The organism is Aliamphritea hakodatensis (assembly GCF_024347195.1).
Classification (GTDB): Bacteria; Pseudomonadota; Gammaproteobacteria; order Pseudomonadales; family Balneatricaceae; genus Amphritea; species Amphritea hakodatensis.
This window is the reverse complement of record NZ_AP025281.1, coordinates 2476152-2502977: the sequence shown is the minus strand read 5'-3', so window position 1 is coordinate 2502977 and position 26826 is coordinate 2476152. Positions and strand designations below refer to the sequence as shown.

At 52.4% G+C, this 26826-nt stretch carries 23 protein-coding genes; 10 read left to right on the top strand and 13 right to left on the bottom strand.

Going from position 1 to position 26826, the window contains the following annotated elements:
- The first annotated feature begins 85 nt into the window (after positions 1–85).
- The 3 genes from dctP (at position 86) to PCI15_RS11485 (ending at position 3205) form a co-directional block, all read left to right on the top strand.
- Positions 86–1093 carry a TRAP transporter substrate-binding protein DctP gene (gene dctP / locus PCI15_RS11495; RefSeq protein ID WP_271274479.1) on the top strand — a complete coding sequence of 336 codons (1008 nt, stop codon included), beginning with the start codon at positions 86–88 and terminating at the stop codon, positions 1091–1093.
- Between the two features lie 76 nt (positions 1094–1169).
- The gene (locus tag PCI15_RS11490; RefSeq protein WP_271274478.1) at positions 1170–1805 is read left to right on the top strand and encodes a TRAP transporter small permease subunit; all 636 of its coding nucleotides are present in this window, start codon (positions 1170–1172) and stop codon (positions 1803–1805) included.
- Complete coding sequence (locus PCI15_RS11485) at positions 1802–3205, top strand: TRAP transporter large permease (RefSeq protein WP_271274477.1); 1404 nt, start codon at positions 1802–1804, stop codon at positions 3203–3205. Before PCI15_RS11490 ends, PCI15_RS11485 begins: the two co-directional genes overlap by 4 nt.
- 62 nt (positions 3206–3267) lie before the next feature.
- Here the strand turns inward: PCI15_RS11485 and PCI15_RS11480 are convergent, their stop codons facing one another.
- From PCI15_RS11480 to PCI15_RS11450, 7 genes are all read right to left on the bottom strand, one after another.
- Positions 3268–3981, bottom strand: a complete 714-nt coding sequence (locus PCI15_RS11480) for an aspartate/glutamate racemase family protein (RefSeq protein WP_271274476.1) — start codon at positions 3979–3981, stop codon at positions 3268–3270.
- Positions 3978–5282 carry an S-methyl thiohydantoin desulfurase domain-containing protein gene (locus PCI15_RS11475; RefSeq protein ID WP_271274475.1) on the bottom strand — a complete coding sequence of 435 codons (1305 nt, stop codon included), beginning with the start codon at positions 5280–5282 and terminating at the stop codon, positions 3978–3980. The genes PCI15_RS11480 and PCI15_RS11475 overlap by 4 nt, the downstream gene beginning before the upstream one ends.
- A gap of 65 nt (positions 5283–5347) precedes the next feature.
- Positions 5348–6616: an ATP-grasp domain-containing protein gene (locus PCI15_RS11470; protein WP_271274474.1), complete on the bottom strand. Its 1269-nt coding sequence runs from the start codon at positions 6614–6616 to the stop codon at positions 5348–5350.
- Positions 6617–7056: 440 nt separating this feature from the next.
- The gene (locus PCI15_RS11465; RefSeq protein WP_271274473.1) at positions 7057–7272 is read right to left on the bottom strand and encodes a GDCCVxC domain-containing (seleno)protein; all 216 of its coding nucleotides are present in this window, start codon (positions 7270–7272) and stop codon (positions 7057–7059) included.
- The gene (gene merC / locus PCI15_RS11460; protein WP_271274472.1) at positions 7265–7681 is read right to left on the bottom strand and encodes an organomercurial transporter MerC; all 417 of its coding nucleotides are present in this window, start codon (positions 7679–7681) and stop codon (positions 7265–7267) included. The genes PCI15_RS11465 and merC overlap by 8 nt, the downstream gene beginning before the upstream one ends.
- A 95-nt stretch (positions 7682–7776) precedes the next feature.
- Positions 7777–8196 carry a MerR family transcriptional regulator gene (locus tag PCI15_RS11455; RefSeq protein WP_271274471.1) on the bottom strand — a complete coding sequence of 140 codons (420 nt, stop codon included), beginning with the start codon at positions 8194–8196 and terminating at the stop codon, positions 7777–7779.
- 37 nt (positions 8197–8233) lie between these two features.
- Entirely contained in the window at positions 8234–9265 is a 1032-nt protein-coding gene (locus tag PCI15_RS11450; protein ID WP_271274470.1) for a permease, read from the bottom strand.
- Between the two features lie 84 nt (positions 9266–9349).
- On the opposite strand from PCI15_RS11450, the gene PCI15_RS11445 reads away from it, so the two are divergent.
- A complete protein-coding gene (locus tag PCI15_RS11445; protein WP_271274469.1) occupies positions 9350–10222 on the top strand; it encodes a LysR family transcriptional regulator in 873 nt (290 codons plus the stop codon).
- Positions 10223–10263: 41 nt separating this feature from the next.
- Here the strand turns inward: PCI15_RS11445 and dsbD are convergent, their stop codons facing one another.
- Positions 10264–12156 (bottom strand): protein-disulfide reductase DsbD, encoded by a 1893-nt coding sequence (dsbD, locus tag PCI15_RS11440; protein ID WP_271274468.1) that lies wholly within the window; start codon positions 12154–12156, stop codon positions 10264–10266.
- A gap of 392 nt (positions 12157–12548) precedes the next feature.
- On the opposite strand from dsbD, the gene PCI15_RS11435 reads away from it, so the two are divergent.
- From PCI15_RS11435 to PCI15_RS11420, 4 genes are all read left to right on the top strand, one after another.
- On the top strand, positions 12549–13616 hold the full coding sequence (locus PCI15_RS11435) for a 3-deoxy-7-phosphoheptulonate synthase (protein WP_271274467.1): 1068 nt from the start codon (positions 12549–12551) through the stop codon (positions 13614–13616).
- Positions 13617–13905: 289 nt separating this feature from the next.
- Positions 13906–16134 carry an NADP-dependent isocitrate dehydrogenase gene (locus PCI15_RS11430; RefSeq protein WP_271274466.1) on the top strand — a complete coding sequence of 743 codons (2229 nt, stop codon included), beginning with the start codon at positions 13906–13908 and terminating at the stop codon, positions 16132–16134.
- A gap of 398 nt (positions 16135–16532) precedes the next feature.
- Positions 16533–17546: a cytochrome-c peroxidase gene (locus PCI15_RS11425; RefSeq protein ID WP_271274465.1), complete on the top strand. Its 1014-nt coding sequence runs from the start codon at positions 16533–16535 to the stop codon at positions 17544–17546.
- A gap of 15 nt (positions 17547–17561) precedes the next feature.
- On the top strand, positions 17562–19163 hold the full coding sequence (locus tag PCI15_RS11420) for a methyl-accepting chemotaxis protein (RefSeq protein WP_271274464.1): 1602 nt from the start codon (positions 17562–17564) through the stop codon (positions 19161–19163).
- Positions 19164–19239: 76 nt separating this feature from the next.
- Here PCI15_RS11420 and PCI15_RS11415 read toward each other — a convergent pair whose 3' ends face one another.
- From PCI15_RS11415 to PCI15_RS11395, 5 genes are all read right to left on the bottom strand, one after another.
- Entirely contained in the window at positions 19240–20349 is a 1110-nt protein-coding gene (locus PCI15_RS11415; RefSeq protein ID WP_271274463.1) for an MDR/zinc-dependent alcohol dehydrogenase-like family protein, read from the bottom strand.
- A 149-nt stretch (positions 20350–20498) separates the two neighbouring features.
- A complete protein-coding gene (locus tag PCI15_RS11410; RefSeq protein ID WP_271274610.1) occupies positions 20499–21416 on the bottom strand; it encodes a D-ribose ABC transporter substrate-binding protein in 918 nt (305 codons plus the stop codon).
- A gap of 151 nt (positions 21417–21567) precedes the next feature.
- Positions 21568–22614: an ABC transporter permease gene (locus PCI15_RS11405; protein WP_271274462.1), complete on the bottom strand. Its 1047-nt coding sequence runs from the start codon at positions 22612–22614 to the stop codon at positions 21568–21570.
- Between the two features lie 26 nt (positions 22615–22640).
- Positions 22641–24182: a sugar ABC transporter ATP-binding protein gene (locus PCI15_RS11400; protein WP_271274461.1), complete on the bottom strand. Its 1542-nt coding sequence runs from the start codon at positions 24180–24182 to the stop codon at positions 22641–22643.
- Positions 24179–24835: a DUF2291 family protein gene (locus PCI15_RS11395; protein WP_271274460.1), complete on the bottom strand. Its 657-nt coding sequence runs from the start codon at positions 24833–24835 to the stop codon at positions 24179–24181. Before PCI15_RS11395 ends, PCI15_RS11400 begins: the two co-directional genes overlap by 4 nt.
- A gap of 455 nt (positions 24836–25290) precedes the next feature.
- Here PCI15_RS11395 and rpiB point away from each other — a divergent pair, with 455 nt between their 5' ends.
- Positions 25291–25776, top strand: coding sequence for a ribose 5-phosphate isomerase B (gene rpiB, locus PCI15_RS11390; RefSeq protein WP_271274459.1), 486 nt, complete (start codon positions 25291–25293; stop codon positions 25774–25776).
- A 38-nt stretch (positions 25777–25814) separates the two neighbouring features.
- Positions 25815–26825: a dihydroxyacetone kinase subunit DhaK gene (locus tag PCI15_RS11385; protein WP_271274458.1), complete on the top strand. Its 1011-nt coding sequence runs from the start codon at positions 25815–25817 to the stop codon at positions 26823–26825.
- Position 26826: the final 1 nt, after the last annotated feature.

Below are 26826 nucleotides of genomic sequence, written 5' to 3'. Positions count from 1 at the left end.
AAACTCAATCTGGTCGGCCAGGGAAGCGACGCATTGCAGTACTTGCCTGTATCGTCTTAACAAAAACAATAATCACGAGAACGCTATGAAACACTTCAAAACACTGGCGATGGCTTCGGCAATCGGCCTGCTAACCGCTGCCCAGGTGCAGGCAGCTACCGAATGGAACGTCTCACTGTGGGGCAAACCCCGTGCATTCACCGCTCACGTTGAAAAACTGGCGGAACTGGTAGAAACCAAAACCAACGGTGACTTTAAACTCAACCTGTCCTACGGTGGCCTTTCCAAGAACAAGGAAAACCTCGACGGTATCTCGATCGGTGCTTTTGAAATGGCCCAGTTCTGTGCCGGCTACCACCGCGATAAAAACCCGACCATCACGGTCATGGAGCTGCCTTTCCTGGGCGTGTCTTCCCTTGAACAGGAAACCAAAATCGCTCAGGCTCTCTACAAGCACCCTGCGGTCGTCAAAGACCTTGCCCGCTGGAGCGCTACCCTGCTGATGCCATCTCCTATGCCACAATACAACATTGCCGGCGTCGGTGATGCCCCTAAAACCGTCGCCGATTTTGAAGGTATGCGGGTACGGGCAACTGGCGGTATCGGTAAAGCCATGGCTGGCGTAGATGCAGTACCGACCTCGATGTCAGCCACTGAAGTGCGCACCTCTCTGGATTCCGGTGTTATTTCTGCAGTGGCCTTTGCACCGCACGCACACATGGCATTCGGGACAGTTGAATCCGCCACATGGTGGACGACTAACCTCAACCCGGGCACCGTAAACTGCCCTGTCGTTGTAAATACCGATGCACTGGGCAGCCTGAGCGATGCTAACCGTGAAGCGCTGCTGGGCTCTGTTGATGAAGCGCTGGCCTATTACATTGATAACTACAACGGCAAAACCATGAAGGCCTGGGGGCCTAAACTGGATGAAAAAGGCATCGAACAGATTACCTTTTCCGATGCTGAGATTGCCGAGTTTAAATCCAAGGTTGCCGGCCCGACCCGCGAAGCCTGGATTAAAGACATGGCTGCCAAAGGCATTCCTGCCCAGGAGCTCTATGATCTGGTTAATGGCATGATTACCCAGTAAAGAGTGTCATCTCTGATACCCGGCCCGTCTCCTGACGGGCCGTTTTCTGCAAGTACTCTTGTAAAGGTACTCTCTTATGGCTGGATCCTCTGCTGTACTCAGTGATTCATCTCTTCTCAGCCGGCTTGACCGCGCCTTCTTCGTCGCGGAGTCATGGCTGGCGCTAATGAGCGGTATAACAATTTTTATGCTGGTTCTGCTGGCGGTCGTCAACGTACTCGGACGCTGGCTCTTCAGCCTGCCGGTCACAGGTTACATCGACTGGGTCGAACAGTTTATGGCGATTTTTGCGTTTTTCGGTATCGCTTACTGTCAGCGGCTGGGCGGCCATATCCGTATGGATATTCTGGTCAGCAAACTGCACGGCCGTAAACTCTGGCTCAGCGAAACGGTTACCACAGTACTGATGCTGTTCGTCACCCTGGTACTTATTTACGGTTCATATCTGCACTTCCTGCGGGCCTATACCAACGGTGACAGCTCAATCGACATCGGCCTGCCTGTCTGGCCGGCAAAGCTGGTGATCCCCTTTGCGCTTACTGTGCTGGCGCTGCGGCTGGTCCTGCAGTTGTGGGGCTATATCCGCGCCTTCAGAGAAGGCGGCGATACCCCGGTTGCGGTCCCCCTGATCGAGGATGCTGCAACTCAGGCATCCCATGAAGCAGAGAGTGTTTCCGGCATGGAGCACGACGATAACGGAGGCCGCTCATGAGCGAACTGTTCACGGCTATGGGTAACCTCAGCTCAGTTAATATCGGCCTGATTGTGACCGCCTTCATGCTGTTTATGGTCATCATCGGTGTACGGGTGGCATTCGCTGCTGCGAGCGCCGGGTTCTTCGGCCTGTTATGGATCTTCTCTGCCAAACTCGGCTTTGAAAAAGGCTTTGGGGTTGCCGTTAAGATGGCAGGGACCATCCCTCATTCCAAAGCCACGACCCTGTCACTGTCACTGATTCCGACCTTTATCCTGATCGGGTATCTGGCCTATTACGCCGGGCTGACCAAAGCCCTGTTCCGGGCTGCCAAGTGCTGGGTGGGCTGGCTGCCGGGCGGCCTGGGCGTGGCAACAGTATTCTCAACCGCAGGCTTTGCTGCGGTATCAGGCGCGTCGGTGGCAACATCGGCTGTATTTGCCCGTATCGCCATACCTGAAATGCTCAAAATCGGTTACGACAAGCGCTTTGCCGCCGGGGTTGTTGCCGCCGGCGGCACGCTAGCGTCACTGATTCCGCCTTCAGCGATCCTGGTGATCTACGCCATTATTGTCGAACAGGACGTAGGCACCCTGCTGATGGCAGGCTTCCTCCCCGGGGTGGTATCAGCCATTATCTATGCCGGCCTGGTCATCCTGCTGGCCAAATGGCGCAAAGATCTTGGGCCGCCGGTCAGCGGCTTCAGCTGGGGCGAACGCTTTGCATCCCTGCCGGGTGCCTTACCGATTTTCTTCGTTGTCGGCATTATCATGGTGTGTATTTATGGTGGCGTGGGTACACCAACGGAGGCCGGTGCACTGGGTGCATTTGTAGTGCTCATCATGGCACTCATTCAGGGGATGAAATGGCATAACCTCAAGGATGCGCTGATTGAGTCCGCCAAACTGACGGTCATGATCTTTACCATCATCTGGGGCGTGTTGCTGTATGTGCGTTTCCTGGGCTTCGCCGACCTGCCGTCGGCATTTTCCGACTGGATTACCGCCCTTGATCAGCCTCCCATGCTGACGCTGTTGCTGATCCTGCTGGCATACGCGGTACTGGGTATGTTTATGGATGCCATTGGTATGCTCCTGCTGACCCTGCCGGTAGTTTACCCGGCGGTGATTGCCCTGAACGGCGGTGAAGGGGTTGCAGCAGCAGATTCTGCTTTCGGGGTTTCCGGTGTGGGCTGTGCCATCTGGTTTGGCATCATAGTGGTGAAGATGGCCGAGCTGTGCCTGATCACTCCACCTATCGGGCTGAACTGCTTTGTTGTCGCCGGGGTCCGTAAAGACATTTCAGTGCAGGATGTATTCCGGGGAGCAACCCCCTTCTTCGTGGCTGATGTCATTACCATTGGCGTACTGATTGCCTTCCCTAGCATCGTCCTCTGGTTACCCTCCCTTATCGGCTGATGCTGTACTGACGAAAAAAAGCCGCTGACATCAGCGGCTTTTCTTTTTACACCGGCAGTGGCCTATGCCAGATTCGGCAGTACCAGCGGATAGGTTTTCTGACTCTGCGACAGACGGTTTCTGACCAGCAGTTCCAGATAGTTAATGGCACACCTGTTAGGGTCCATCACCGGAATATAGCTGCCGAGAATCTCCTGCAGGGCATCCGACAGAAAATCCGCATAAGCAACGAAACCGGTACAGCCAAATGTAATGGCCTCGGCACCGTGTTCCCGGATCGCTTTAAGCGCATATTCAACCAGCAATTGCCGTATCTCAGCTTCGTCAGTCAGATCATACACCCCCAGTGGCAACGCCAGCACCGTCGCCAGATTGTTGTCGATGCCGAACATACGGGCGTGTTCACGCTGCATGTCGTCGGCATTGGCGATGGTCAGAATGGCAAAGCGCTGGCTGAGCATCATGGCCGTGTATGCACTGGCCCGGTAACCGCCGATGACCGGTATACTGACCAGTTGCCGTGAGGCTTCCACGCCGCACATATCCATATCCGTCACAAACACGCCGTCAAAACCGTCCGCTTCGGCCTGCTGAACAGCACGGATCACATGACTGGCATTGATCGCCAGATCCGCCCGGGATTCAATACAACGGGTACCGGCATCCAGATTTCGGACCGACACAGTGGTTCCCTCACCCACCGCAGGAAGGACATGGCCGAGAATTGAATCATTGAATGCCTGGGTATTCACCGGCACTAAAATCAGTAATTTCATAGCAACGCTCCCTGTTCCGATACCAGATCCGGGCTGACTGGCTGACCGATAACCCCCGACACAGCGTCTTCACTGGCGCGGTTCCCGGTCTCAGGGTAATCAGCAAACGGCGAAACAATCTTCGACTGTGGCCAGCCGATTGCCGCCAGTTCATCCATACAAAGCTGACGGAAATGCGCTGTGTTCAGTTCTTCCGGTACAGGTACCACGAACAGATTCAGCATCAGGGGTTTACCCTGTTTTGCACACTCCGCCTGGGCCGCCGCCAGTTCAGCATTGGTAATGGTGTCACCGTTGCTGCACAGATAGCAGATCAGGTCCGGTGCCATGGCAACCGGCTGCCACTGGCCGTACAGATCTTCACGTAATACCAGCAAGCTTTCGTTTTCCACCTGCACCCGGTAGCGGTTGCCCCTGTCATCCAGCAGTTCAACCTGTAAATAGTCAAAACCGTCACGGGTTTCTTCATCGAGCCCTAACAGGCGCAGACGGCCAAGGTGAATGCCGCCGGTGAGATCCGCCACTGCCTTAACCATCGCCTGCTCGCTGGCTTTGTGAGCGCGCAGCGTGCGTCCAAACTGCAAACACCGGCTCATGGCCCCCGGCACGATAAAGCCCGGGCTGGCGCTGTTCAGTGACGCCCCTGTGGCTGCATAACAACTGAACGCAGAACGCTGATCAAAACCGTCATCATAGGTAATGATGCCATGTAACATGTCACTCAGATTGTGGGTATTACGGGTATTGATCACCAGTTGCGCCCCGCCTTCCAGCTCATCCTGTTCGGATACCAGCGCAATTGGTGAAAGCGGTGGTGCAGCGGCAACCGGCTGTGCCAGCCCCAGCATCGGAATAACCGGCACCGCCCGCCCGCAGCCATCGGCATCAATCATAGGAATCCCCTGCTGGGCAGCCAGCAGCATGTTCATGCCATAAGCGATTGTGCCGGTTTCCACTGCACTCACGGCAGCGAAGCGTAAATCGGGGTCACCCAGCTGCTGCCCCAGCGCGTCTTCGTGCAGCCTGAGCGCACGCAACGGCGCATGTTCAAAGCCTTCGCTCAGGTACTTGGCAGGTGCACCCAGGGCGCCAACAAAGGGACAGCGAATGTCATCCGGGATATTCTTACCCGGTTCCAGATATGCCAGGCCTGACAGGCCCTGCTGATGAAGAATATCAACGGTCTGTTCTAACAGCTGTTTACCGTTTTCATAAGCGCCCCCGCCACCACTGGCATAAAAGTGTGCGCCGCGAAGGATGTCTTCCAGATCCTGAAAAGAAAAATAACGTACGTCTTCCATGAGAAAGCCTCATCTGTGAGATAGATTCAGAGAATCATTCCGGCTAAACCGGAGATGTCCATAAATTAGCGACAGGTCGTCGCGGTGAAATTTTGCAGGCGTTTGAAGTCACGCCGCAGTGCCCGGGGGTCCGTGTTATATACCCGCAGCACACCGGCCTGATCCTGTACGGTTTCGGTGAGAGCCACTGAAGTACCTTCGCTGACAAACCAGTCGATGCCAAAATCACTTTCCAGATCTGGCCGGTGTAAGCGGGTTACCTCACCCCGGCCAACAGGCAGCAGCGCGGCAAAACGGTCATTCTTCGCGGTGGTTTGCAGAGTATTAAGCCAGCGCTTATCCGCTGCAAGGTAAAGGCTGCAGTCAATCAGGTTAATACCGCAGTTGTCTGCATGGAGCGGAACCACAATGGTACCGGGTACCCGCATGGCAATTTCAAGGAAGGTTATCTTGCCGGTATCATGATCATAGAAGAACTCATGGTGAGTGACCCCGTTTTCAAGGCCAAGGGCTGCAATGACCCGGCGGTTAAAGTCTTTCAGAAGATCACTGAGCTGTGCAGGAATAGACGGCATAAAACTCAGCGGCTGCCCCTGCACGAACTCAAAGTTAGTACAGCCCAGCTCCAGCACCGATGAGAACTTCACCCCGCCATCCACAATCACAGAATCACACTGATACATGGTACCGGCTATAAATTCATCCACCTCGTATTCAAAGCCATAGTGGGTTTCATCTAACAGTGTTCCGAAGGCTTCAAAATCACTGAATGATTCAATTATGGCTACATTGACGCTGCCCGCGCCGGACACCGGCTTGATAACCATACGCGGCCCGAGATATTCACAGAGGGCCTGATAATACTGCTGGCCGTTTTCCCGGTAGCGCTGCATATCGAACCGCCGGTGCCTGGGTATGCTGCCGGCAATGCTCTCACCGACACGGGTTTTCATCGCCAGTTTATCGCGAAACAGTTCAACCTGTTCCGGCCTGTCCCCGGCAATCCCGTACGCCTGCCGTAAGCGGGCAGCCACCATCAGATTGTCTTCCTGCTGGCAGTAAATACTGATGTCCCGGGCAGAACCCAGTAATGCTATTTCCGCTTCGATTCTTTCAGCCACCGCGCCGAACTCAAATGCCGGCCGCAGGGTTAATGTACAGTCTCCGCGAACGTGGACAATTTCATCAATATACTGGGTAATACGTGAATCCGGAATTTCACCAAGCGGTAAAATAAGTACGGTTTTAGTATTTTTACCCAGCCTTTGAAATGCTTCTTCAGAAGCGTAATGAAGGTATGTCTGTGACAGTATAAATATCGTTTTAATCATCATAATTTCCCTTTTCTTATGCTTAAAACAGAGTTAATCCGCAATGCGAATAAAGGAAACTTACAAGATGACTTTATAAAAAAACAGGGTTCATGACGCCTTACTCAAGCATGAGAAGACGCCTAAGCAGGTAATCACAACCTATTGAAACATAAGTATTAAACTGTATCTAACGTTTTCCATAGGCAGCTAAAACAACTAACATAAAACTCTGTTAAAGAGCCTCTTTCTGCCCATTACAGTTTAAATAAAAAATACTGAATCTTTATCATCAAATAATTCAGACAGATAAATAAATGATAAAATTGTTTGAATAATTACGGATAATTTTTCCCGTAAAATAATAATCACCAAAGGTATTATACGAAAGTATAAAACAGTAATCGTGAAAATTCATAAGAAATACATTTTAAAAAAACAATTACCCATTTTATGGATAAAAATTACTGACAACACTTTTTATCCTGCTGAACCGGCGGACAAGGCACCGTGCCATAAGAACAAAATACGCAACAGTCACCCGGCAACGGTTTTAAAAGGCGTGCACAGGCGTCACACTCATAAAACCACTGGCAGGCATTCGTTGGCATGGTTTCCTGCTTAACAAAACCGCATTCAGGACAGGTCAGTACCGATATCAGATTGACAGTTTCAGTCATAATTTTTCTCCTCAGCCCGGGCCAGGCTGCAATGGCGTTGTGGCGGTTTGATCAGATCTGCGATCCCGTTAAAAAACATCAGCGCAATTGCAAAATAGAACATCGGGGTACTCCAGCTATCCGTCCAGAACAGATACAGTGTCGCCAGTATCATTAAAGGACCGGCAACCGATAGCAGTAAACGCCACCAGCGCCGGTGCTTATATCCGGCCACCAGAGATGCAATCAGCGCCAGCCAGGCAAAGAATGGCAGCAGTGTATTGATAAACAGGCCTTCAAACTGGGCAAGAAACCCCATCCCCACCGCAGCACCAAGCGCGCCCAGTGCTGGAAAACATGAGGCACAACCCATTGCCGCAATGATCGCGCCAAAGACGCCGGCTTTTTCAGTAAACAGTGTCAGCCGCATAACAGGCTCCGTCAGGTGTATTACACATAACACCACTATAAACGCCGTACCTTAGTACGGAGTCAACGGTCCTAAACGGCTTTTTGAGGTGTAACTCAGGGAATCGTCTGCTCAGAGATAATATTGTCGATTGCAGGGCACACACCGACCCCCGCGGCAATATTCTGATCACAACTGGCCACCATGCTTTCCAGGCTGCGTGCCATCACTTGCAAATCGTGCATCCGGGCCTGAACATCCTTAAGACGGGAGGCCGCCAGATTTCTGGTCGTCTGGCAGCGGGTACCGGTATCCAGCGCCAGCAATGCGCGGATATCCTTGAGGCTGAAACCGAGCCGCTTTGCCCGGCGGATGAACAACAGCCGCTGCAGATCACTGTGACCGTACTGCCGGTAACCGGAGGGCGGCTTCGCCGGCTCAGTCATAAGCCCGCTGCGCTGGTAATACCGTACCGTTTCTACCCCAACACCGGCCCGGGAGGCCAGCACACTGATGGTCATTGTGGTTACCGACATATAATTACTGCTTCTGTTTACATATTGATACAGAGAATTATAAAAACAATCCGCCAATAAAGCCCACCAGTACTGAAGCAAGCAAGGCTAACAGCAAATAAAACAGAAACACCCGCCCACGCACCAAAGCAAATACCGGCACCGCGGCCCAGGCACTGGTAATCCCTCCGGCGACCAGAAACGTAAGGGCAGCGTCATAGCCCATGCCTGCATCAATAAGCCCTCTCACCAGGGGTAACGCTGCATAACCGTCCAGATATATGGGCGCACCAACAATGGCCGCCAGCGGAACTGCCCACGCAGCTTCAGCACCCAAAAGCCCGGGCAACCAGTCCAGTGGCACATAGGTCTGCAGGTAGAACTCGGCGATGAACGCGAGGCTTAACCAGATCAGCATCAGCCGGCCGTTACTTTTGATACTGCCAACAAACACAGCCTTACGGGATGGGATTTTCCAGAAACGCCAGACAATCGCGCCGCCTGCATCAGCCGTATCACAACTGAAACGCTGCAATTGTGATCCGCTTCTGACCGGGTCTTTGAGATAGCCGTTGGTTGTCAGCAATAACACAGCCAGCCCGCCAAACACTCCGGCCCCCACCGAGCCGGCGGTTTTCGCCAGCGCCAGCGGCCAGCCAAGGGTGGCGGCAGTCAGCGACAACATTGCCGGATCGGTTATCGGTGAAGCAAGCCAGAAAGCCATTACCGGCGCCAGAGGTACGCGGGCAATCAGCAGTCCGGCAATCAGCGGCAGCACAGTAGCCCCGCATACAGGGGTGACAGCGCCAACCATGGATACCCACAAAATCATGGGCAGCTCACGACCATGAAACGCCCGGGCGATCAACTGCATGGAGTTGCTTGCCAGCATCAGTGCAGTCAGTACCAGCCCGATAACAATCATGGGACTCACCAGCCACAGGCTGTCCAGCGTAAACAGCACAGCCCGGCCGAAAGCAGCCGGACTCATAGCAATAGCCACAAGAAGCAATCCCGATACCAGCCACCGCCAGTAGGAAATGTTGCGCCCGCCGGCTGAATCAGCGGTACCGGATGTACTGCAGAACATAATACTTTACCTCTTTAAACCAATTGTTCGTCTACAGTAATCCCGGTAAAATGATTCATAAAATGAATAGTTATGAAGTCAATCATGAATACTATCGAACGCTCTGATATCGACAGCGAGCTGCTCAGGACCTTTCTGGCCATTGCCGAAACCCGCAACCTTACCCAGGCAGCCAACTTGCTCAACCGGACCCAATCGGCGATCAGCGTACAGATCCGCAAGCTTGAAGAGGCGCTGGGCACCTGCCTGTTTCACCGTTTACCACGGGGTATGCAATTATCAGAAAGCGGTCACCGGCTGCTGCCTGAAGCCAGACAGCTTGTTAAAGATGTCGACCGGATTGCCCGGCTGTTCACACAGAGCCTCAGCGGCCAGATTACTATCGGGGTGCCGGATGACTTTTCCCGTGATGCACTGAAAGCTGTTTTGCAGCAGTTTACGGCCAGATATCCTGAGGTGGATGTCACCGTTAACTGCAGTTTCAGCGAAACCTTCCCCCGGGCGATTCAGCGCGGTGAACTGGATCTGGCCCTGTATACAGCAGGCCCGGACGCCGGCAGTGAAAAGATTGTTTGTCAGGATGAAATGATCTGGGTCGCCTCAGACAGCTTCTTACCGGAACCAGGCAAGCCATTACCGGTCGCCCTGTTTAACCGAGAATGCTGGTGGCGTGATGCCGCCATTGCTGCACTGGAAAACAACGCTGTCGAATATCGGATTGCCTTCAGTAGCGAAAGTTTATCCGGTATCAGTGCAGCCGTTCACGCCGGGCTGGCGGTCGCTATGCTGAGCCGTTCTGCCCTCAGCGCCGGGATGCGGATTTTAGATCACAGAGACGGCCTGCCCGCCTTACCGGTGTCAACAACCGTCCTGCTGAGCGGAGAACGGCAAACAGCGCTGACAACCGCAATGGCAGAGGTGATCGAAACCGTCGCCTGTAATATCCGCCAGGCATAAAAAAACCGGGCACAGGCCCGGTTTGTCTTTCAATAATGTATTCAGATCAGCGGTTGAACGTGGCGGATAAAGTCATCCGGCTGCACCATGCCAATCAGGGTCATATTCGGCTGGATATTGCCCTGATTATCGTAAAAAATCAGCGCAGGCGGCCCGATTACACTGTAACGCTTATACAATGCTTTAGAGTCAGCATCGTTGGCGGTCACATCAATTTTCACGCTGATAAAGGGTTTCAGAGACTGCTGAACACCGGCATCCACAAAGGTAATATTGTCCAGCTCAATGCAGGAAATACACCAGTCGGCATAAAAATCCAGCATCACCGGCTGATTGTTTTGCCGGGCGGTATTGAGGATCTGATCCAGCGTCTGCTCGTCAGTCACCTTCACAAATTCAACCTTGGCTTCAGCGGCAACAGTGCCACCGCCGGCAACCAGCCCCTTCAGCGGCTGAAACAGGCTCTGGCTGCCAGCCAGACTGCCAATCACCAGGCTGCCACCGTACACCAGAAGCAGCACCGCGGTGCCCTTCCAGAAACGCTGCCACTTGCTGGCGGCCTCCGCCAGCGTATCCAGCGCCTTCATATACACCGCACTGACCAGCAGAATCATGCCGTACAGGAAGATCGCAATGCCATCGGCAATCACCCGGTCCAGCATCCATACTGCCATCAGCAGCATCAGTACACCGAAGCCTGCTTTGACATTCTCCATCCACATACCGGCTTTCGGTAACAGCTTGCCCGCCGATGCGCCCACAATCAGTAACGGAACCCCCATCCCCATACTCAGGCTGAAGAGTGCCGCACCGCCCAGTACCGGGTCGCCGGTCTGGCCGATATAGATAAGCGCACCGGCCAGCGGCGCGGCCATGCACGGACCGACAATCAGCGCCGACAGCAGACCCATTATCACCACGCCAATGATGCTGCCACCCTGCTGGCTGTTGCTCATTTGATTAAGTTTGGTTTGCAGGCTGTTCGGCAATTGCAGGTCATAAAAGCCGAACATTGAAAGAGACAGCAGCACAAAGATGAAACTGAAGGTGCCGATAATCCAGGCATTCTGGAAAGCCGCCTGCAGGTTCTCACCAAACAGACCGGCAACAATGCCCAGTACCGTATAGGTCACGGCGACAGACAGCACATACACCAGCGACAGGAAGAAGCCCCGTTTAGTGCTGACCGGCTGTTGCTGACCAATGATGATGCTGGACAAAATCGGAATCATCGGGAATACGCAGGGGGTCAGCGCCAGCGCCAGACCGGCCACAAAGAAAGCGCCCAGAATCAGCATCAGGCTGCTGGAAGACAGCAACTGAGCAAACTGATCCTGTTCACTGACTGTAGTGCTCAGGGTTTGCTGAGGGACAACCGCCTGAATGACTTTATCGGCATTCGCCATCGCCGGATCAGTGGCTGCCGGTGTAGGAATCACCGATGCCTGTACCACCGGAATATCTTTAAGGTCGATGGTTTTCTGTACCGGCGGATAACAGATACCGCCATCCCAGCAGCCCTGATAGGACACCGTCATCGTATCGCTGACGGTTGAACCGGTCGTACTGCTCAGCTGGTAATCCATCACGCCCTGGCTGTAATACACATAGACATCGCCGAACAGCGGATCGGCTTTCAGTTTGGCAGTAGAATGCTCTTCCGAGAGTATTTTGATCTTATCGCTGTAGGTCAGCTCAACATTATCCCGGTACAGGTAGTAACCGTCTTTAACGACCCAGACAAGTTTAAGCGCGCCGTTCTCTCCCTGTTCGTAATCAAAAGTAAATGCTTCTTCCACATCTACCGGGCCTTCACTGGCGCCAAACAGGTCAGCATTATCGAACAGTCCGGCCTGTGCGGCGGGTACCGTCGAGAGAACTAAAAAGGTGCAAGCTAGCAGATAGCTGAGCCATTGCTGGATTCTTTGCAACACGGTTTTTCCTATTGTGATTTATACGGGTTGGCTTAATGGACAACCATTTTAGCGAACAGTTCTGTTTAAAGCGGATAAAACTGTTTAAAAACAGCCTTCTTTACCTGATTCAGATCAGAAAATTTAGCTATAACCATATGCCTTGTAACACGCCACCTTACCGTTAACCCGCAGGTGGCCAGTCTGATCTTCAGAAGTAATTTTATTCTCTTTTACCCGGCAGACAACGTTTTATTCCTTCCAAGGTCCGGGATTCGCTGTTTGCCCCCTTAAACAGTAACAACTTATGTGATACAAAGAGTCTCCACTTATTAGTAAGTTAACAAGAGTTAAGCCAAAGCAAGGCGTTGTGGTCCAGCTGAACGACTTAAGGATCACATGAAGGAAATAAGATGTCTGATAAACGCGTAGAAAACCTCAATATCGAGAGTAATGAAGTCCTCCTGACTCCTGCCGAACTGAAAAACAAACTGCCGCTGAGCGAAACCGCTGCTGCATCTGTTATGGAAGGCCGTCAGGTTATTAAAAACATCCTAAAAGGCGAAGATAAGCGTCTTTTTGTGGTGGTTGGCCCCTGTTCAATTCACGACACCAAAGCGGCTATCGAGTATGGCCAGCGTCTGAAAGAGCTGGCTGCCAAAGTCGAAGACACTCTTTATCTGGTTATGCGCGTCTATTTTGAGAAGCCACGTACCACCGTTGGCTGGAAAGGTCTGATCAACGATCCCCACATGAACGATTCGTTCCAGATCGAAGAAGGCCTGCACATCGGCCGTGACCTGCTGCTGCAACTGGCAGAAGCCGGCCTGCCACTGGCAACTGAAGCACTGGACCCTATTTCCCCGCAGTACCTGCAGGATCTGATCTCCTGGTCAGCTATCGGTGCCCGTACCACTGAATCCCAGACTCACCGCGAAATGTCCAGCGGTCTGTCCGGCGCAGTGGGCTTCAAGAACGGTACTGACGGCGGCCTGACCGTTGCCATCAATGCGCTGGAATCCGTGGCCCACCCGCACAACTTCCTGGGTATTAACGAAGACGGCCAGTGCTCTATCGTACGTACCAAGGGTAACAAGTACGGTCACGTTGTACTGCGTGGCGGTAACGGCAAGCCTAACTACGATTCTGTAAACGTTGCCCTGTGCGAGCAGGCACTGGACAAAGCCGGCGTATCCACCAACATCATGGTCGATTGCAGCCACGCGAACTCCAACAAAGATCACAACCTGCAGCCACTGGTGATGACCGACGTGACCAACCAGATCATCGACGGCAACAAAACCATCGTTGGCCTGATGGTAGAAAGCAACCTGGGTGCCGGTAACCAGAAGATGACGGCGGACCCGGCAGACCTGCAGTACGGTGTATCTATCACTGATGCCTGCATCGACTGGGACACAACTGAAAAGACACTGCTGGACATGCACGAAAAACTGAAGGCTGTACTACCAACCCGGTAAACCGTACTCAATCCAGTAAAAACAAGGGCTTATATTAAGCCCTTTTTTATTATCTGAAGAAAATCACAGGCACTTTGGAGTAGTAATACTACAGTCTATTGCTACTTTAGCCGAAAAATCCCCGCTCAGATCAGCAGCCCGCTTCAATTTAAGTAGTTTTTTAACGTATAATCGCCCCCGCGTAAAAAACATTCGGTGGTGCGACGCCCGCTTCGGGAGATGCGAACTCACGTCCGCGTCGTTTCCTATAATAAACCACCGTCTCTCTGTCGAAACAAAAGGGGATAAAATGACAACCAATAAACAAACGATGTACTACACCCTGACCGACGAAGCACCATCATTGGCGACCTGTTCTCTGCTCCCTATTATCAGAACATTCACCTCTGCTGCCGGCATCGATGTCAAAATCAGCGATATTTCTCTTGCTGGTCGTGTACTGTCTGCGTTCCCCGAAAACCTGAGTGAAGATCAGAAAGTAGTTGATGGCCTGGCTTTCCTGGGCAAACTGACTCAGGACCCGGATGCCAATATCATTAAGCTGCCTAACATCAGCGCGTCTATCCCACAGCTGAAAGCCTGTATCGCTGAACTTCAGGGCCAGGGTTACAACATCCCTGACTACCCGGAAGCACCGGCCAACGACACTGACGCTGAAATTCAGGCACGTTACTCCAAAATTCTGGGCAGTGCTGTAAACCCGGTATTACGTGAAGGTAACTCTGACCGTCGTGCCCCTGCTGCAGTAAAAGCTTACGCACGTAAATTCCCACACTCCATGGGCAAATGGAGCAAAGCATCCCGCACCCACGCTGACTACATGCGCAGCGGTGACTTCTTCTCCAGCGAACAGTCCATTACGTCTAACGAAGCGCAGGACGTTCGTATTGAATTCGTTTCCAAAGACGGCGACGTACAGCTGAAGAAAGAACTGAGCCTGGAGAAAGGTGAAGTACTGGACAGCATGTACATGTGCTGCAAGTCTCTGCGTGAATTCTTTGAACAATCACTGAACGATGCCAAAGAAACCAATGTTATGTGGTCTCTGCACGTTAAAGCGACCATGATGAAGGTTTCTCACCCGATCGTATTCGGTCACGCGGTAACCGTTTTCTACAAAGACCTGTTCGAAAAGCACGCAGAACTGTTTACTAAGCTGGGTGTTAACCCGAACAACGGTCTGGGCAGCGTTTACGAAAAGATTGCCAGCCTGCCTAACTCAGTTCGCGAAGAAATCGAAGAAGATATCCAGGCATGCTACGAGTCCCGCCCTGAACTGGCGATGGTTGACTCTGTTAAAGGCATTTCCAACCTGCACGTACCAAGCGACGTAATTGTGGACGCTTCCATGCCGGCCATGATCCGTAACTCCGGTAAGATGTGGGGCCCTGACGGTAAGGTTAAAGACACCAAAGCGGTTATGCCTGAAAGCACCTATGCCCGTATCTATCAGGAAATGATTAACTTCTGTAAGACCAACGGCGCATTCGATCCGACCACAATGGGCACCGTGCCTAACGTCGGCCTGATGGCTAAGAAAGCTGAAGAATACGGTTCTCACGACAAGACTTTCGAAATCGAACAGGACGGCACCATGCGCGTTGTTGACGCAGACGGTACCGTACTGATGTCTCACGAAGTTGAAGTGGGCGACATCTGGCGTGCCTGCCAGACCAAAGACGAGCCGGTCCGTGACTGGGTTAAGCTGGGTGTAACCCGTGCCCGTAACTCTGACACCCCTGCTATCTTCTGGCTGGACCCTGAGCGTGCCCACGACGTACAGCTGATGGCGAAGGTAAAAGAATACCTGAAGGACCACGACACTGACGGTCTGGATATTCACATCATGTCTTACAACGAAGCGATCCGTTTCTCGATGGAACGTCAGCTGCGCGGTCAGGACACTATCTCCGTGACCGGTAACGTACTGCGTGACTACCTGACTGACCTGTTCCCGATCATGGAACTGGGTACATCTGCAAAAATGCTATCCATCGTACCGATGCTGAAAGGCGGCGGTATGTATGAAACAGGTGCCGGCGGTTCTGCACCTAAGCACGTACAGCAGGTACAGGAAGAAAACCACCTGCGCTGGGACTCCCTGGGTGAGTTCATGGCGATTTCAGTATCTCTGGAAGAACAGGGCCTGAAGGGCAACGCCCGTGCCGGCCTGCTTTCCAAGACTCTGGACGAAGCCACTATCCAATTGCTGGAAAACAACAAGTCACCTTCCCGCAAGACCGGTGAACTGGACAACCGTGGCAGCCACTTCTACCTGGGCAAGTACTGGGCACAGGCAGTCGCTAACCAGTCCGAAGATCCGGAACTGGCGGCACAGTTCAAGCAACTGGCAGAAGACCTGGCCAGCGGTGAAGAAGCCATTATCAGCGAACTGAAAGCTGTACAGGGTTCCGCACCGGAACTGGATGGCTACTACCACGCCAACCGCGATATGGTTAAGAAGGTTATGCGTCCAAGCACTACCCTTAACGCTGCACTGGCCCGTGCCAACGGCTGAACTTACTGCTGAGTTCGTATAAAAGCGAACTGTACAACTGACAATACCCCGCCTCTGTGCGGGGTATTTTTTTACTTGTAATTTACTGTGCCCGGCCTCCACAACCTACTCAATGAACAGATCTGTTCAGTCAAAATCAAGTTATGATATTTTTAACAATTTAATGTTATTAATTAATAACTTAAAGCCCTTAAAACAGCAGAAACACTCACCAAATCAGGGACTTTGCCGGTTGTTGAAAATCCCTGCAACGGTACCCTGATAAAACTCTGGGGGGAGGAATGATAAAGGCCGGTCTCAGCCGGACCTGTAATACAAACGCGTAATAACTACAGTCTTGTTTGCGGAAGGACACCACTTGAAGCTGTAGCTGTTTCTCTTATGGAGATAACCCAAAAATGTCCTATATCGCCAAATTCGGAGCCGCCGTTGCAGCAAGCATCCTGCTAAGCGCCGGACAGATAGCTATTGCAGACACCTCTGCGAACTCTCTGAAGGCCCAGTATCAGAGGCCCGATAACATTCCGTTTCCGGCAGACAACCTCTACAGCGCCGAAAAAGCCCAACTCGGAAAAATGCTGTTCTTTGATCAGCGCCTGAGTAAAAACTTCAATATGACCTGCGCTACCTGCCATAACCCGTCATTAGGTTGGGAAGACGGCGTGCCAGGCGCTTTCGGCGGACAGGGTAAATTTCTTGACCGCCACTCCCCCACCATTCTGAACATGGCATGGAGCGACAGCTTTTTCTGGGACGGTCGCAGCCCGACACTGGAAGACCAGATACGGGGGCCGGTTGAATCCCCCAATGAAATGAACATCAGCATGGATGAAGTTGTCGATCGCCTGAGCAAAGTCAGCGGTTATCAGGACATGTTTCAGCGGGTCTTTCCGGGCTCAGGCATTACCGGAGACGGCATCATGAAAGCCATTGCTACCTATGAACGTACACTGGTATCCGGCACGGCTCCATTCGACCGCTGGGTCATGGGCAACGAGCAGGCCATCAGTGAGTCTGCGAAACGGGGCTTTGAATTTTTCAATAACGGCGCTGGCTGCAGTGAATGCCATACCGGCTGGAACTTCAGCGATAACAAATTTTATGACATCGGTCTGAGGTCTGCCGACGAGGGCCGCATGACCGTCACCGGAAATGCCTCCGACAGGCACAGCTTCAAAACCCCGGGACTGCGTAACATTCAGCAACGAGCACCCTATATGCACGACGGCAGTATGAAAACCCTGGATGAAGTGATCGTGCATTACATCGCCGGTGGTACACCACGTCCCAGCCGTTCAGACAAAATGACTATCCGGCCGATGACCGCCCAGCAGATAACTGATTTACGCAGTTTCCTTGAAAGTCTCACCGGCGAAGATCAACCGGTAAGCCTGCCAATTCTGCCCTACTGACCGGAGACCAGAATAATGACCATTAAACATAAATTATGGCTGGGATTTGGCCTGCTGATCAGTATCTTCAGTGGCCTGGGACTTTACCAGAGTTATCAGCTTGGCCTACTTGGGAATACCGCCGTTGCCGCCTTTGAACATCCGTTAACGGCGGTGGATCAGAGCCGCGCCGCCTGGGACACGTTCAGAAACAGCCGGGATCTGGTTAACCGCCAGCTTGCACGGATCGAGTTTATGGATGCCAGCTCAGCGGAAAACACCCTCAAAGGCTATCAGCAAACCTTTCATCAGCAGCTTGACCAGGCTGTATCAGCAACCTCCGCACTGATGGTTCAGGGTGAAACCGCACAACTTAGTCAGTGGGCTGATCAGTGGTACCGGCTCAACCTGCAACGCATCGGCAGCGCTCAGCAACACCAGTTAACCGACCAGCGTATTCTTAACCAGTTAGACATGCAGCTGGGAGATGAACTGCTGAAACTGGTTGAAAACAGCCTCTATGCAGCTAACGAACATAAGCAGCAGACCATCGCCCATACCCGGCAGGTGCAAACCATTAACAACATCATTCTGGGGCTGACCAGCCTGACCGGGATTATCCTTGCCCTGCTGATCGCCCGCAGCCTGACACTGCCCCTTGCCGAGCTGCTCAGTGCCGTAAAGAATCTGGCCCATGGTAAAGGTGACCTGACCCGCCGCCTCGGATTCAGGCGTAAAGACGAAATCGGCCAGCTCGCCGGGGAAGTGGATGTGTTCATTGCCCGTATCCATCAGCTTGTCAGCGAAACCCGTAACTCAGTGGAACAGGCAAGCCATACACTCGCTGAAGTGGGCAACCTCACCGCAGAGACCAGCCAGGGTGTAAAACAACAGAAAAACCATCTGGTAGAAACCGCGGACATCGTCAACCAGATGCATCAGACCGTTGAACTGGTGGCCGATCATTCGTTTGATGCTAAAGAACAGGCCGTGCGGATTAACAGTGAGACCCGCACCAGCCTGACCCTTGTAGAAGATTCAGCTGACAGCATTGGCCTGCTGGCACAGGAAGTGGCTAACGCCAGCCAGAGTACTCAGGCACTGGAAAGTGCCAGTGAATCCATCAGTGAGCTGCTGACAGTGATTGAAGTGATAGCCGATCAGACCAACCTGCTCGCGCTTAACGCGGCCATTGAAGCCGCCCGGGCCGGTGAGGCCGGGCGCGGCTTTGCGGTGGTTGCCGATGAAGTGCGCTCACTGGCACTGAAGACCCGCCAGTCCACCGAAAATATCCAGCAAACCGTCTGCAATATCCAGCAAGAGGTGAAAAACACCCGAACCGTGATGGATCAGGGCCAGCAACTGGCACTGGAATGCGTAAACAAAAGTCAGGCGGTCAGTGACGCCCTGCAAAGCATGGCTGAAAATGCCGCTGCGATCGAAACCATTAACCTGGGCATTTCCAGCGAAACGGAGCAGCAACGGACCAGCATGCAGGAAATTAACAGCCACATGGGCGATGTCAGCACAGTCGCAGATCAGACTGAAGGGGTCACCCATGCACTGCAGAACGGCCGGCAAGCCCTTGAAGAAGCACTTTCCAAAGTATCCGGCAATATGGCGCAGTTCAGACTCTGAGGATGATAAACAGGTATTGTCAGTATCCGGCCCGGGCCGGATACTGATCAATATACCCGCACGTTACCGGTCTCCGTCAGGGAACCAGCACGACTTTCAGGGCATTTTTGCCGTTCATTACCAACTCAAACCCTTCCATAAACTGCGCCAGAGGCAGACTGTGAGTCACTACACCCTCCGTCGGTAAACTGCCATCGGCGATCCCCTTAATCACTCTTGGATAACAGTAGGGCCCCAGATGCGACCCCAGCACATCCAGTTCCTTCCGGTCGCTGATAATACTCCAGTCAACGGAGACCGGATCTTTAAACACACTGAATTCAACAAAACGTCCAAGGTTCCGGGTCATACCCAGCCCCTGTTCCACTGACGCCGGATGCCCTGTCGCTTCGATATAGACATCGCAACCATAGCCGTCAGTTAATGCTCTGATCTTCGCTTCAGCATCACATTCAGACGGATTGATAACGATATCCGCACCAAAACCTTTCGCCAGCTCAAGGCGCTTATTAAACATATCAAGAACAACCAGAATCTCTGCTCCCGCCTTTTTTGCTGCACCAATCATACCCAGACCAAGGGTGCCGGCACCGGCAATCACTACGACATCACCAAGCCTGATATCTGCCCGTTCCACCGCATGCATGGAACAGGCGTACGGTTCAATCAGAATTGCCTTTTTGACCGGCAGATCCTCTGGTACCCGGTAGTTAATAGCTTCTTTAGGAAACTTCATGTATTCCGCCATCGCACCGTTCACATTGTGCTGGAAACCATAAACATCATGTTTCTGACACATCCAGTATTGGCCACTTTTACAAAACCGGCATTGCCAGCAGGGAACAATTTGCTCGGAGACAATCCGGTCACCAACACTGAAATCGGTGACACCCTCACCGAGGGTTACCACCCTGCCAATAAACTCATGCCCCGGAATCATGGGGGCTTTTATGTACGCCGGCTGCGTATCATCCCCCCAGAAGCTGGGGGCACCGCTGAAGGATTTAATGTCACCGGCACAAATTCCGCAGGCCTCAACCTTAATCAGAATTTCACCGGGGCCGGCCAAAGGCACATTCACTTCTTCAAGCCGGTAATCCCCCGGACCATACGCAACCACCGCCTGCATCCGGTCAGGGATACACCCGGCAGCAGCTGAACTTTCCATGTTCTCTGTGCTACACATTTCACTTACCTCATCCTCTTTATTCCGCGAGACAGCGCACCGCCGGAGCCAGCCTCTGTGACCGGACTGACCTGCCAGACAAACCGCACCCTATGACCGCCTACCCTGAACGGGTTACAGCTATGATCACCCGGTAACCAGCCCCACTGTCACTGTGCAAGTACAAATGGCGCAATATAGTCATCCACATTGTCAGCGGTGATAACAATACAATCGAATAACTGTTTTTCCGAAGCCGCTCCGGTTTCACCGGTTCGGATAAAATTATCTGCCTGTCTCACCGCCGCTTCCGAAAATACGGCGACCGGCTGCAGCACGGTATAGGCCAGCTCACCGGACTTAATCGCATCAATGGCATCCGGTGACCCGTCAAAACCCCCAACCCTGACACTGCCAAGCTTACCGGCTTCTTTTAAGGCAGCAATTGCACCCAGCGCCATCTCATCATTACCACTGATGACACCCTGGATATCCGGGTTTGACTGCAGCATCGCCTGCATCTTGCTGTACCCCTGTGAGCGATCCCAGTTAGCCACTTCTGATGCCACCTTATTAAGATCAGGATACTGACTCAAAACCGTCTCGAAACCGTTTGAACGGGTCGCCGCATTATTATCAGACGGAGCACCGAACAGCTCGACGTAGTTCCCGGAATCACCCACGCTCTCAACCCATTGCAGGGCGCCCATCGCAGCCCCCTGAGCATTGTTGGAAACCAGTTGGCTTTTCGCCAGCCCTTCCTGGTTGATCTCGGCATTTACCAGAAATACCGGCACACCTGCGCTCACTGCTTTACGTACTGCACCGATCGAACCGTCAGCGTTTGCCGGGTCGAGAATAATGGCAACCGATTTATTGGTAATCGCGGTATCAATCAGTTGGCTTTCTGTATTGGTATCCCCGGTATGGGCCGCCACATTGGCCGTATAGCCAAGCTTCTCAGCTGTTGCCTTTGCCACTTCTCCTTCCGTAAACCAGTATGGATTTGAAGGATCATTAACGATGATTGTTATCAGCCCGCCTGCCCAGGCCTGTCCTGTTAAAATCAGCAGTCCTGCTGCCAGCATCTTCACTATCATCTTCCTGTATTTACTGAGCATCTTTAAACTCCCTTTATCGATTAAGATCACCGGTTAACCGTTACTGTTTCCCATATAACCTGTGTTAACCGGCCACTAGCTGTTGGCGAACCTGACAGCGCTTTATCTGCAGCTGAAGTCACGCCTCCCGTCGCCGGTACTGAATACTGTTTAATAAAACTGCCAACACAATCACTGCGCCGGTAAAAACCGTTTGCCAGTAAGCTGAAACACCGATGATTACCAGGCCGTCAGCCAGAAAACCGATGACAAACGCCCCCAGCAATGTACCGCGAACATTCCCCCGGCCCCCTGTCAGCGCGGCTCCGCCGATAACCACCGCAGCAATTGCAGTCAGCTCATACGTTGTACCGGCTGTAGGCCCTGCTGACGTTAACTGTGATGACAACACAAGTCCGGCAAGGGCCGCACAAATACCCGATAAGACATACACAGTTACCTGCACCCGTTTGACCGGCACCCCTGACAGCTCGGCGGCCCGTTCATTACCACCTGAAGCGTACAGCCATCTGCCAAATGCCGTCCGGCTGAGCATCAAGCCACAACACAGCGCGATGACTATCAAAACGATCACCCCGACAGGCACTTCCCAGAACCGGTTAAATCCCAGCCAGTCGAAGCCGGTATTACCAAGTACTTCGCTGCCGGAAAGCTTGTTATAGGTCAGCCCGTTAGTCATCAGTAATGCGACCCCTCTGGCTACATAGAGAGTGCCAAGGGTGGCAACAAAGGCAGGCACTTTAAAGAATGCGATCAGTACACCGTTAACCAGACCAACCAGCGCCCCCATCGCGCAGGTCAGCAATACAACCACCCACACCGGCGGATAGAGAATTACCCCAAGTGACTCCAGCACGACTCCCTGCATCAGAAATCCGGCGAACACACCACATAGCCCCAGTGTTGACCCTACCGAAAGATCAATACCGCCATTGAGAATAACCAGCAACATACCTACCGCCAGCAAACCGAAGATTGCCACATGAGATGACATAATCATGAAGTTAGCGAAGCTCAGGTAATGGGGAGATAGCAGTGAGAAAACCGCAATGATGACCAGTAATGCAAAGTACGCCCGGCCTTCCAGCAATATCCTGATCAGGCTATATGGGTTTGTTGTTTTAAGGGCCGAAGCCCTGTCCGGTATAAAGCTGCTGCCTGACATAATCCTTGTCCTGTCTGTAACTAGATTCAGGCAATCAGAGATTCACCTGATGCTGACATAATCGCTTCCTTACTGGCATCAGCACCGAACACGGCCGCAATCCTGCCACGGTTCATAACAATGATCCGGTGTGCAATGCTCAGGCATTCGTTTACTTCAGAGGTACTGAACAGCACCCCAAGGCCTTCTTCTGCCCTGCTCGCTAACAAACGAAAGACCTCACCTTTCGCACCTATATCAATTCCCCGGCTCGGTTCATCCAGAAGCATCACTTTTGGCTGGGTTGCCAGCATTTTTCCGATAACCACTTTTTGCTGATTGCCACCGGACAGGGAACCGACTGAGGCATCAGCACTGGCGGTTTTAACCGTCACATCCCTGACAGTCCGGCTGATCAGGGATGCTTCTTTTTCAACTGAGGTGATCAGTGCTTGTGTAAACGCCCGAATACTCGCCAGGGACAGATTGCGGCCGACATTCATCGTCTGCACCAGACCGTCGCGCTGGCGGTCTTCCGGCACCAGTACCAGCCCCAGTGATATCCGCTGAGCGATGGTCATTGACGCAATATTTCTGCCAAACAGTTCAACCCTGCCCCCTGAAGGCCTGATTCGCCCGGCGAGACATTCCATCAATTCTGTCCTGCCAGCCCCCATCAACCCGTAGATACATATGATCTCACCGGGATGAATATTCAGAGACAAACCGTCCACTAACCGGTATCCGGCCCCACCAGAGTCCGTAATCACAAGATCCGTTACCGCAAGCGCAGGCCTTTCAGAAATCAGAACTTGCGGCGGTGACCCCAAATTAAAATGATCACCGACCATATTTCGTACCAACCATTGCAGATCTATATCAGCACGCCGGGCACTGGCGGTCACAGTTCCGTCACGCAGCACCACCGCATGATCCGTAATCTGTAACGCTTCCTCCAGATGATGGGAAATGTAAACAACCGATACGCCGCGGGCGGTCAGCTCATGTATTACCCGAAAAAGTACTGCAACTTCTGAGGCGCTGAGCGCAGAGGTAGGTTCATCCATAATCAGAATACGGGAGTTTACTGACAAAGCTCTGGCGATCTCCACCAGCTGTTGCTGACCCAGACGCAGCTCCTCTACCCGGGTATGAGGTGAAATGTCTTCTTCAAGCTGCTGCATGAGCTGTCGGGTCTGGCGATCTTCTTCAGCAAAATCAATGCCCGCAGAACCGGTGATTTCACGGCCCAAAAATATGTTATCCCGCACGGTCATGTTCGGCGCCAGACTGAGTTCCTGATGGATAATACAAACTCCGCAGGCCTGCGCATCTGCAGAGGAACTGAACCTCACTGGCTGATTATCCAGAAAGATATCTCCCGAACTTGCTTTAACTATGCCCGAAAGTATTTTCATCAGGGTTGACTTACCGGCACCATTCTCACCGAATAGCGTGGTCACCTGCCCACGATGGATATCAAAATTCACGTCTCTCAGTGCCAGAGTACTGCCATATACACGGCTTATATTTCTGGCTGACATCACAACTTCACCGGTTTCTCCGGTGGTTCCCGGACACCCTGTCATTGCACCACCAGCCTGACCGGTGTCACTAACCAGTTTTTAGGATTAATGAGTTTAAATACGCCGGTCACCGATAGCTGTCTGCCAGTCAGATCAGTTGATGCAATTCCAGTCAGCACCGATGACTTCATCGCATTATTCAGCGCTGAGCCGGCATCCTGATACTCAATCTGATTGGTGAACTGTCCAAAGGTGACGGTACCGGTAGCATCCCGAAGGTCTGTACCATTAATGGCAGGCCCGGTCTGGAGCCGGACGGTATGGGACGGTGGCATGCCATCTATCTCGATCCTGTAAACGCCGGATACAGATTCTCTGGCTTTGCCCTCAAAGGCGACTGGAAAGATTGTGCCGATTCCGGCTTTGACGCCGAAGTTTTCGGCCGCTACAGCTTTGTCTTCAATAATCGCCTGATACAAGGCTTCGGCCCTGACAGCATTTTCAACAACGTATTGGCGGATGCGGGGAAATTCCGACTGGCCGAACAGCTGAGGCGAAAATGCCCGGTCCCGGCTGTCCTCAGATGAACCGGTCTGTACTATACGGGTATCAAGCAGCATGCCGGCCAGCAATGCTATAATCGCTCCCGGCAGGAGCATATGCCTGAAGGCAGCTTTTTCAGAAGACGTGACAAATTCAGACTGCACACTTGCCATAAAGGCCCCCTCCCTGGAGTGCATTTAAGCGAAACAGGCAACTGACATTTTCCCGGCCAGTTCAATTAGCCCTGTTCTGTAAAACTCCGAACTCAATCCGGCGTATTACGGCTTATTAAAAGCGTTTTTAAACTTAAACCACGCACTGTAGACAAACGCCAGCTCTGTACATTTGTCTGTATCAGTGAACATTTGAGCAGCAGATTTGTCAAGCCTGTAAAACGTTAGCCTTCAACATGTGACCATATATCATTGATTTTTAATTATTTATTTTATTACCCACCAAAAGAGCTAATGAAACTTTCAGACTCTGAGCGAGCAGCTGGCATTGACAACAAAAATTTTTTCAACGATAAATGCCAGTTATCGATCATTTGATCAGGGATTCGATCATTAGATTAAAAGCGATGAGTGTTATATCTCATCAGCATGCTTATCAGCAGGTGCTAAACAACATGGATACGTCGAAAAGGATCGCCATCGGCTGTGACGAAGCAGCCTATACCCTCAAAGAAGAACTCAAAGATTTTATTGCCTGGCTGGGATTCAGTGTTGAAGACTTTGGCACTCAGCAAGGCGAAAAAGCACTCTATCCGGATATTTCTTTCGCCGTTGCCCAGTCGGTTGCAGACGGTAAAAACGATCTGGCAATCCTCTGCTGCGGTACCGGTATCGGTATGGCGATTACAGCGAATAAGGTAGCGGGAATCCGTGCCGCGCAAACCCACGACACATACTCTGCCGAACGGGCCAGAAAAAGCAATAATGCACAGATCGCCAGTATTGGGGCCCGGGTTGTCGGCAGCGAACTTGCCAAAAGCATCGTTCAGGCATTCCTGAATTCTGATTTCGAATCTTCCCGTTCAGGGGCAAAAGTTGATCTGATCAGCCATTACGAAGAAATCGGTTGCCGCAGACCAGCAAGTAAAAAATCCCGCTAGCCCTTACCTTCCCTCAAACCTTTTGAAGAGGTCAGATCATGCAAAGAATTATCAATAAACCTGAATTAGTCGTGGACGATGCCATCCGCGGATACGTTAAGGCATGGCCACAGCTTTTCACCGCAACGGACAATCCCCGTGTACTGCAATATGCCTGCCGGACAACGGACTCCGAACGGGTGGGTATCGTCACCGGTGGAGGCTCAGGTCATGAACCCGCGTTTCTCGGTTACATCGGCAAGAACATGCTGGATGCAGTTGCCATCGGGGAGGTATTTTCTTCGCCTACCGCAATTAGCTTTCTTGATTCAATGAGGGCCGCGGATAACGGCGCCGGTGTCGCCTGCCTCTATGGGAATTACGCGGGAGACAATATGAACGTTGCGATGGCCGTGCAGATGGCTGAAGCTGAAGGCATTAGTGTTAAGACGGTTGTCGCTAATGATGATGTAGCATCCGCCCCCGCCACTGAGAAAGATAAACGCCGTGGCGTCGCCGGTGAAATATTGATGTGGAAGATTGCCGGTGCTGCCGCTGCAAGTGGCTATAACCTCGACAACGTGATCCGCGTCGCACAACTGGCGATAGATAACACCCGCAGTATTGGTATGGGCCTCACCTCCTGTGTGATCCCCGCCGTTGGCAAGCCGAACTTTACAATCAGGCCCGGTACCATGGAGATAGGTATAGGCCATCACGGCGAGCCGGGCACAGAGGTGCGGGATATTACCGACGCCAGCAGAATTGCACAGCTAATGGTAAACAGCGTTCTGGATGACCTGCCGTTTCAGACCAATGATGATGTTGCGGTTTTGATTTCGGGACTGGGTGCGACACCTCAGATGGAGCTGCATATTCTCTACTCAGCGGTAGCTGAACTTTTGGAATCTTCAGGCTTAACCATTCACCGTGCTTTTGTCGGTAACTATTTCACTTCACTGGATATGATGGGCGCCACCCTGACGGTGATGCGTCTTAACTTCGAGTTAAAAGGACTTCTGGATATGCCAGCAGAATCGCTGGCGCTAACCCTCAGGGAAGAGACATAGA

Bases quoted from the DNA above. Each gene is read 5' to 3' on its own strand.
- PCI15_RS11480 (WP_271274476.1), bottom strand. From the start codon at position 3,981: ATGAAATTACTGATTTTAGTGCCGGTGAATACCCAGGCATTCAATGAT.
- PCI15_RS11445 (WP_271274469.1), top strand. From the start codon at position 9,350: ATGAATACTATCGAACGCTCTGATATCGACAGCGAGCTGCTCAGGACC.
- PCI15_RS11470 (WP_271274474.1), bottom strand. From the start codon at position 6,616: ATGATGATTAAAACGATATTTATACTGTCACAGACATACCTTCATTAC.
- PCI15_RS11415 (WP_271274463.1), bottom strand. From the start codon at position 20,349: ATGTGTAGCACAGAGAACATGGAAAGTTCAGCTGCTGCCGGGTGTATC.
- PCI15_RS11385 (WP_271274458.1), top strand. From the start codon at position 25,815: ATGCAAAGAATTATCAATAAACCTGAATTAGTCGTGGACGATGCCATC.
- PCI15_RS11425 (WP_271274465.1), top strand. From the start codon at position 16,533: ATGTCCTATATCGCCAAATTCGGAGCCGCCGTTGCAGCAAGCATCCTG.
- PCI15_RS11455 (WP_271274471.1), bottom strand. From the start codon at position 8,196: ATGTCGGTAACCACAATGACCATCAGTGTGCTGGCCTCCCGGGCCGGT.
- PCI15_RS11430 (WP_271274466.1), top strand. From the start codon at position 13,906: ATGACAACCAATAAACAAACGATGTACTACACCCTGACCGACGAAGCA.
- PCI15_RS11450 (WP_271274470.1), bottom strand. From the start codon at position 9,265: ATGTTCTGCAGTACATCCGGTACCGCTGATTCAGCCGGCGGGCGCAAC.
- rpiB (WP_271274459.1), top strand. From the start codon at position 25,291: ATGGATACGTCGAAAAGGATCGCCATCGGCTGTGACGAAGCAGCCTAT.
- PCI15_RS11410 (WP_271274610.1), bottom strand. From the start codon at position 21,416: ATGCTGGCAGCAGGACTGCTGATTTTAACAGGACAGGCCTGGGCAGGC.
- PCI15_RS11420 (WP_271274464.1), top strand. From the start codon at position 17,562: ATGACCATTAAACATAAATTATGGCTGGGATTTGGCCTGCTGATCAGT.
- PCI15_RS11405 (WP_271274462.1), bottom strand. From the start codon at position 22,614: ATGTCAGGCAGCAGCTTTATACCGGACAGGGCTTCGGCCCTTAAAACA.
- PCI15_RS11475 (WP_271274475.1), bottom strand. From the start codon at position 5,282: ATGGAAGACGTACGTTATTTTTCTTTTCAGGATCTGGAAGACATCCTT.
- dctP (WP_271274479.1), top strand. From the start codon at position 86: ATGAAACACTTCAAAACACTGGCGATGGCTTCGGCAATCGGCCTGCTA.
- merC (WP_271274472.1), bottom strand. From the start codon at position 7,681: ATGCGGCTGACACTGTTTACTGAAAAAGCCGGCGTCTTTGGCGCGATC.
- PCI15_RS11395 (WP_271274460.1), bottom strand. From the start codon at position 24,835: ATGGCAAGTGTGCAGTCTGAATTTGTCACGTCTTCTGAAAAAGCTGCC.
- PCI15_RS11465 (WP_271274473.1), bottom strand. From the start codon at position 7,272: ATGACTGAAACTGTCAATCTGATATCGGTACTGACCTGTCCTGAATGC.
- PCI15_RS11400 (WP_271274461.1), bottom strand. From the start codon at position 24,182: ATGACAGGGTGTCCGGGAACCACCGGAGAAACCGGTGAAGTTGTGATG.
- PCI15_RS11490 (WP_271274478.1), top strand. From the start codon at position 1,170: ATGGCTGGATCCTCTGCTGTACTCAGTGATTCATCTCTTCTCAGCCGG.
- PCI15_RS11435 (WP_271274467.1), top strand. From the start codon at position 12,549: ATGTCTGATAAACGCGTAGAAAACCTCAATATCGAGAGTAATGAAGTC.
- PCI15_RS11485 (WP_271274477.1), top strand. From the start codon at position 1,802: ATGAGCGAACTGTTCACGGCTATGGGTAACCTCAGCTCAGTTAATATC.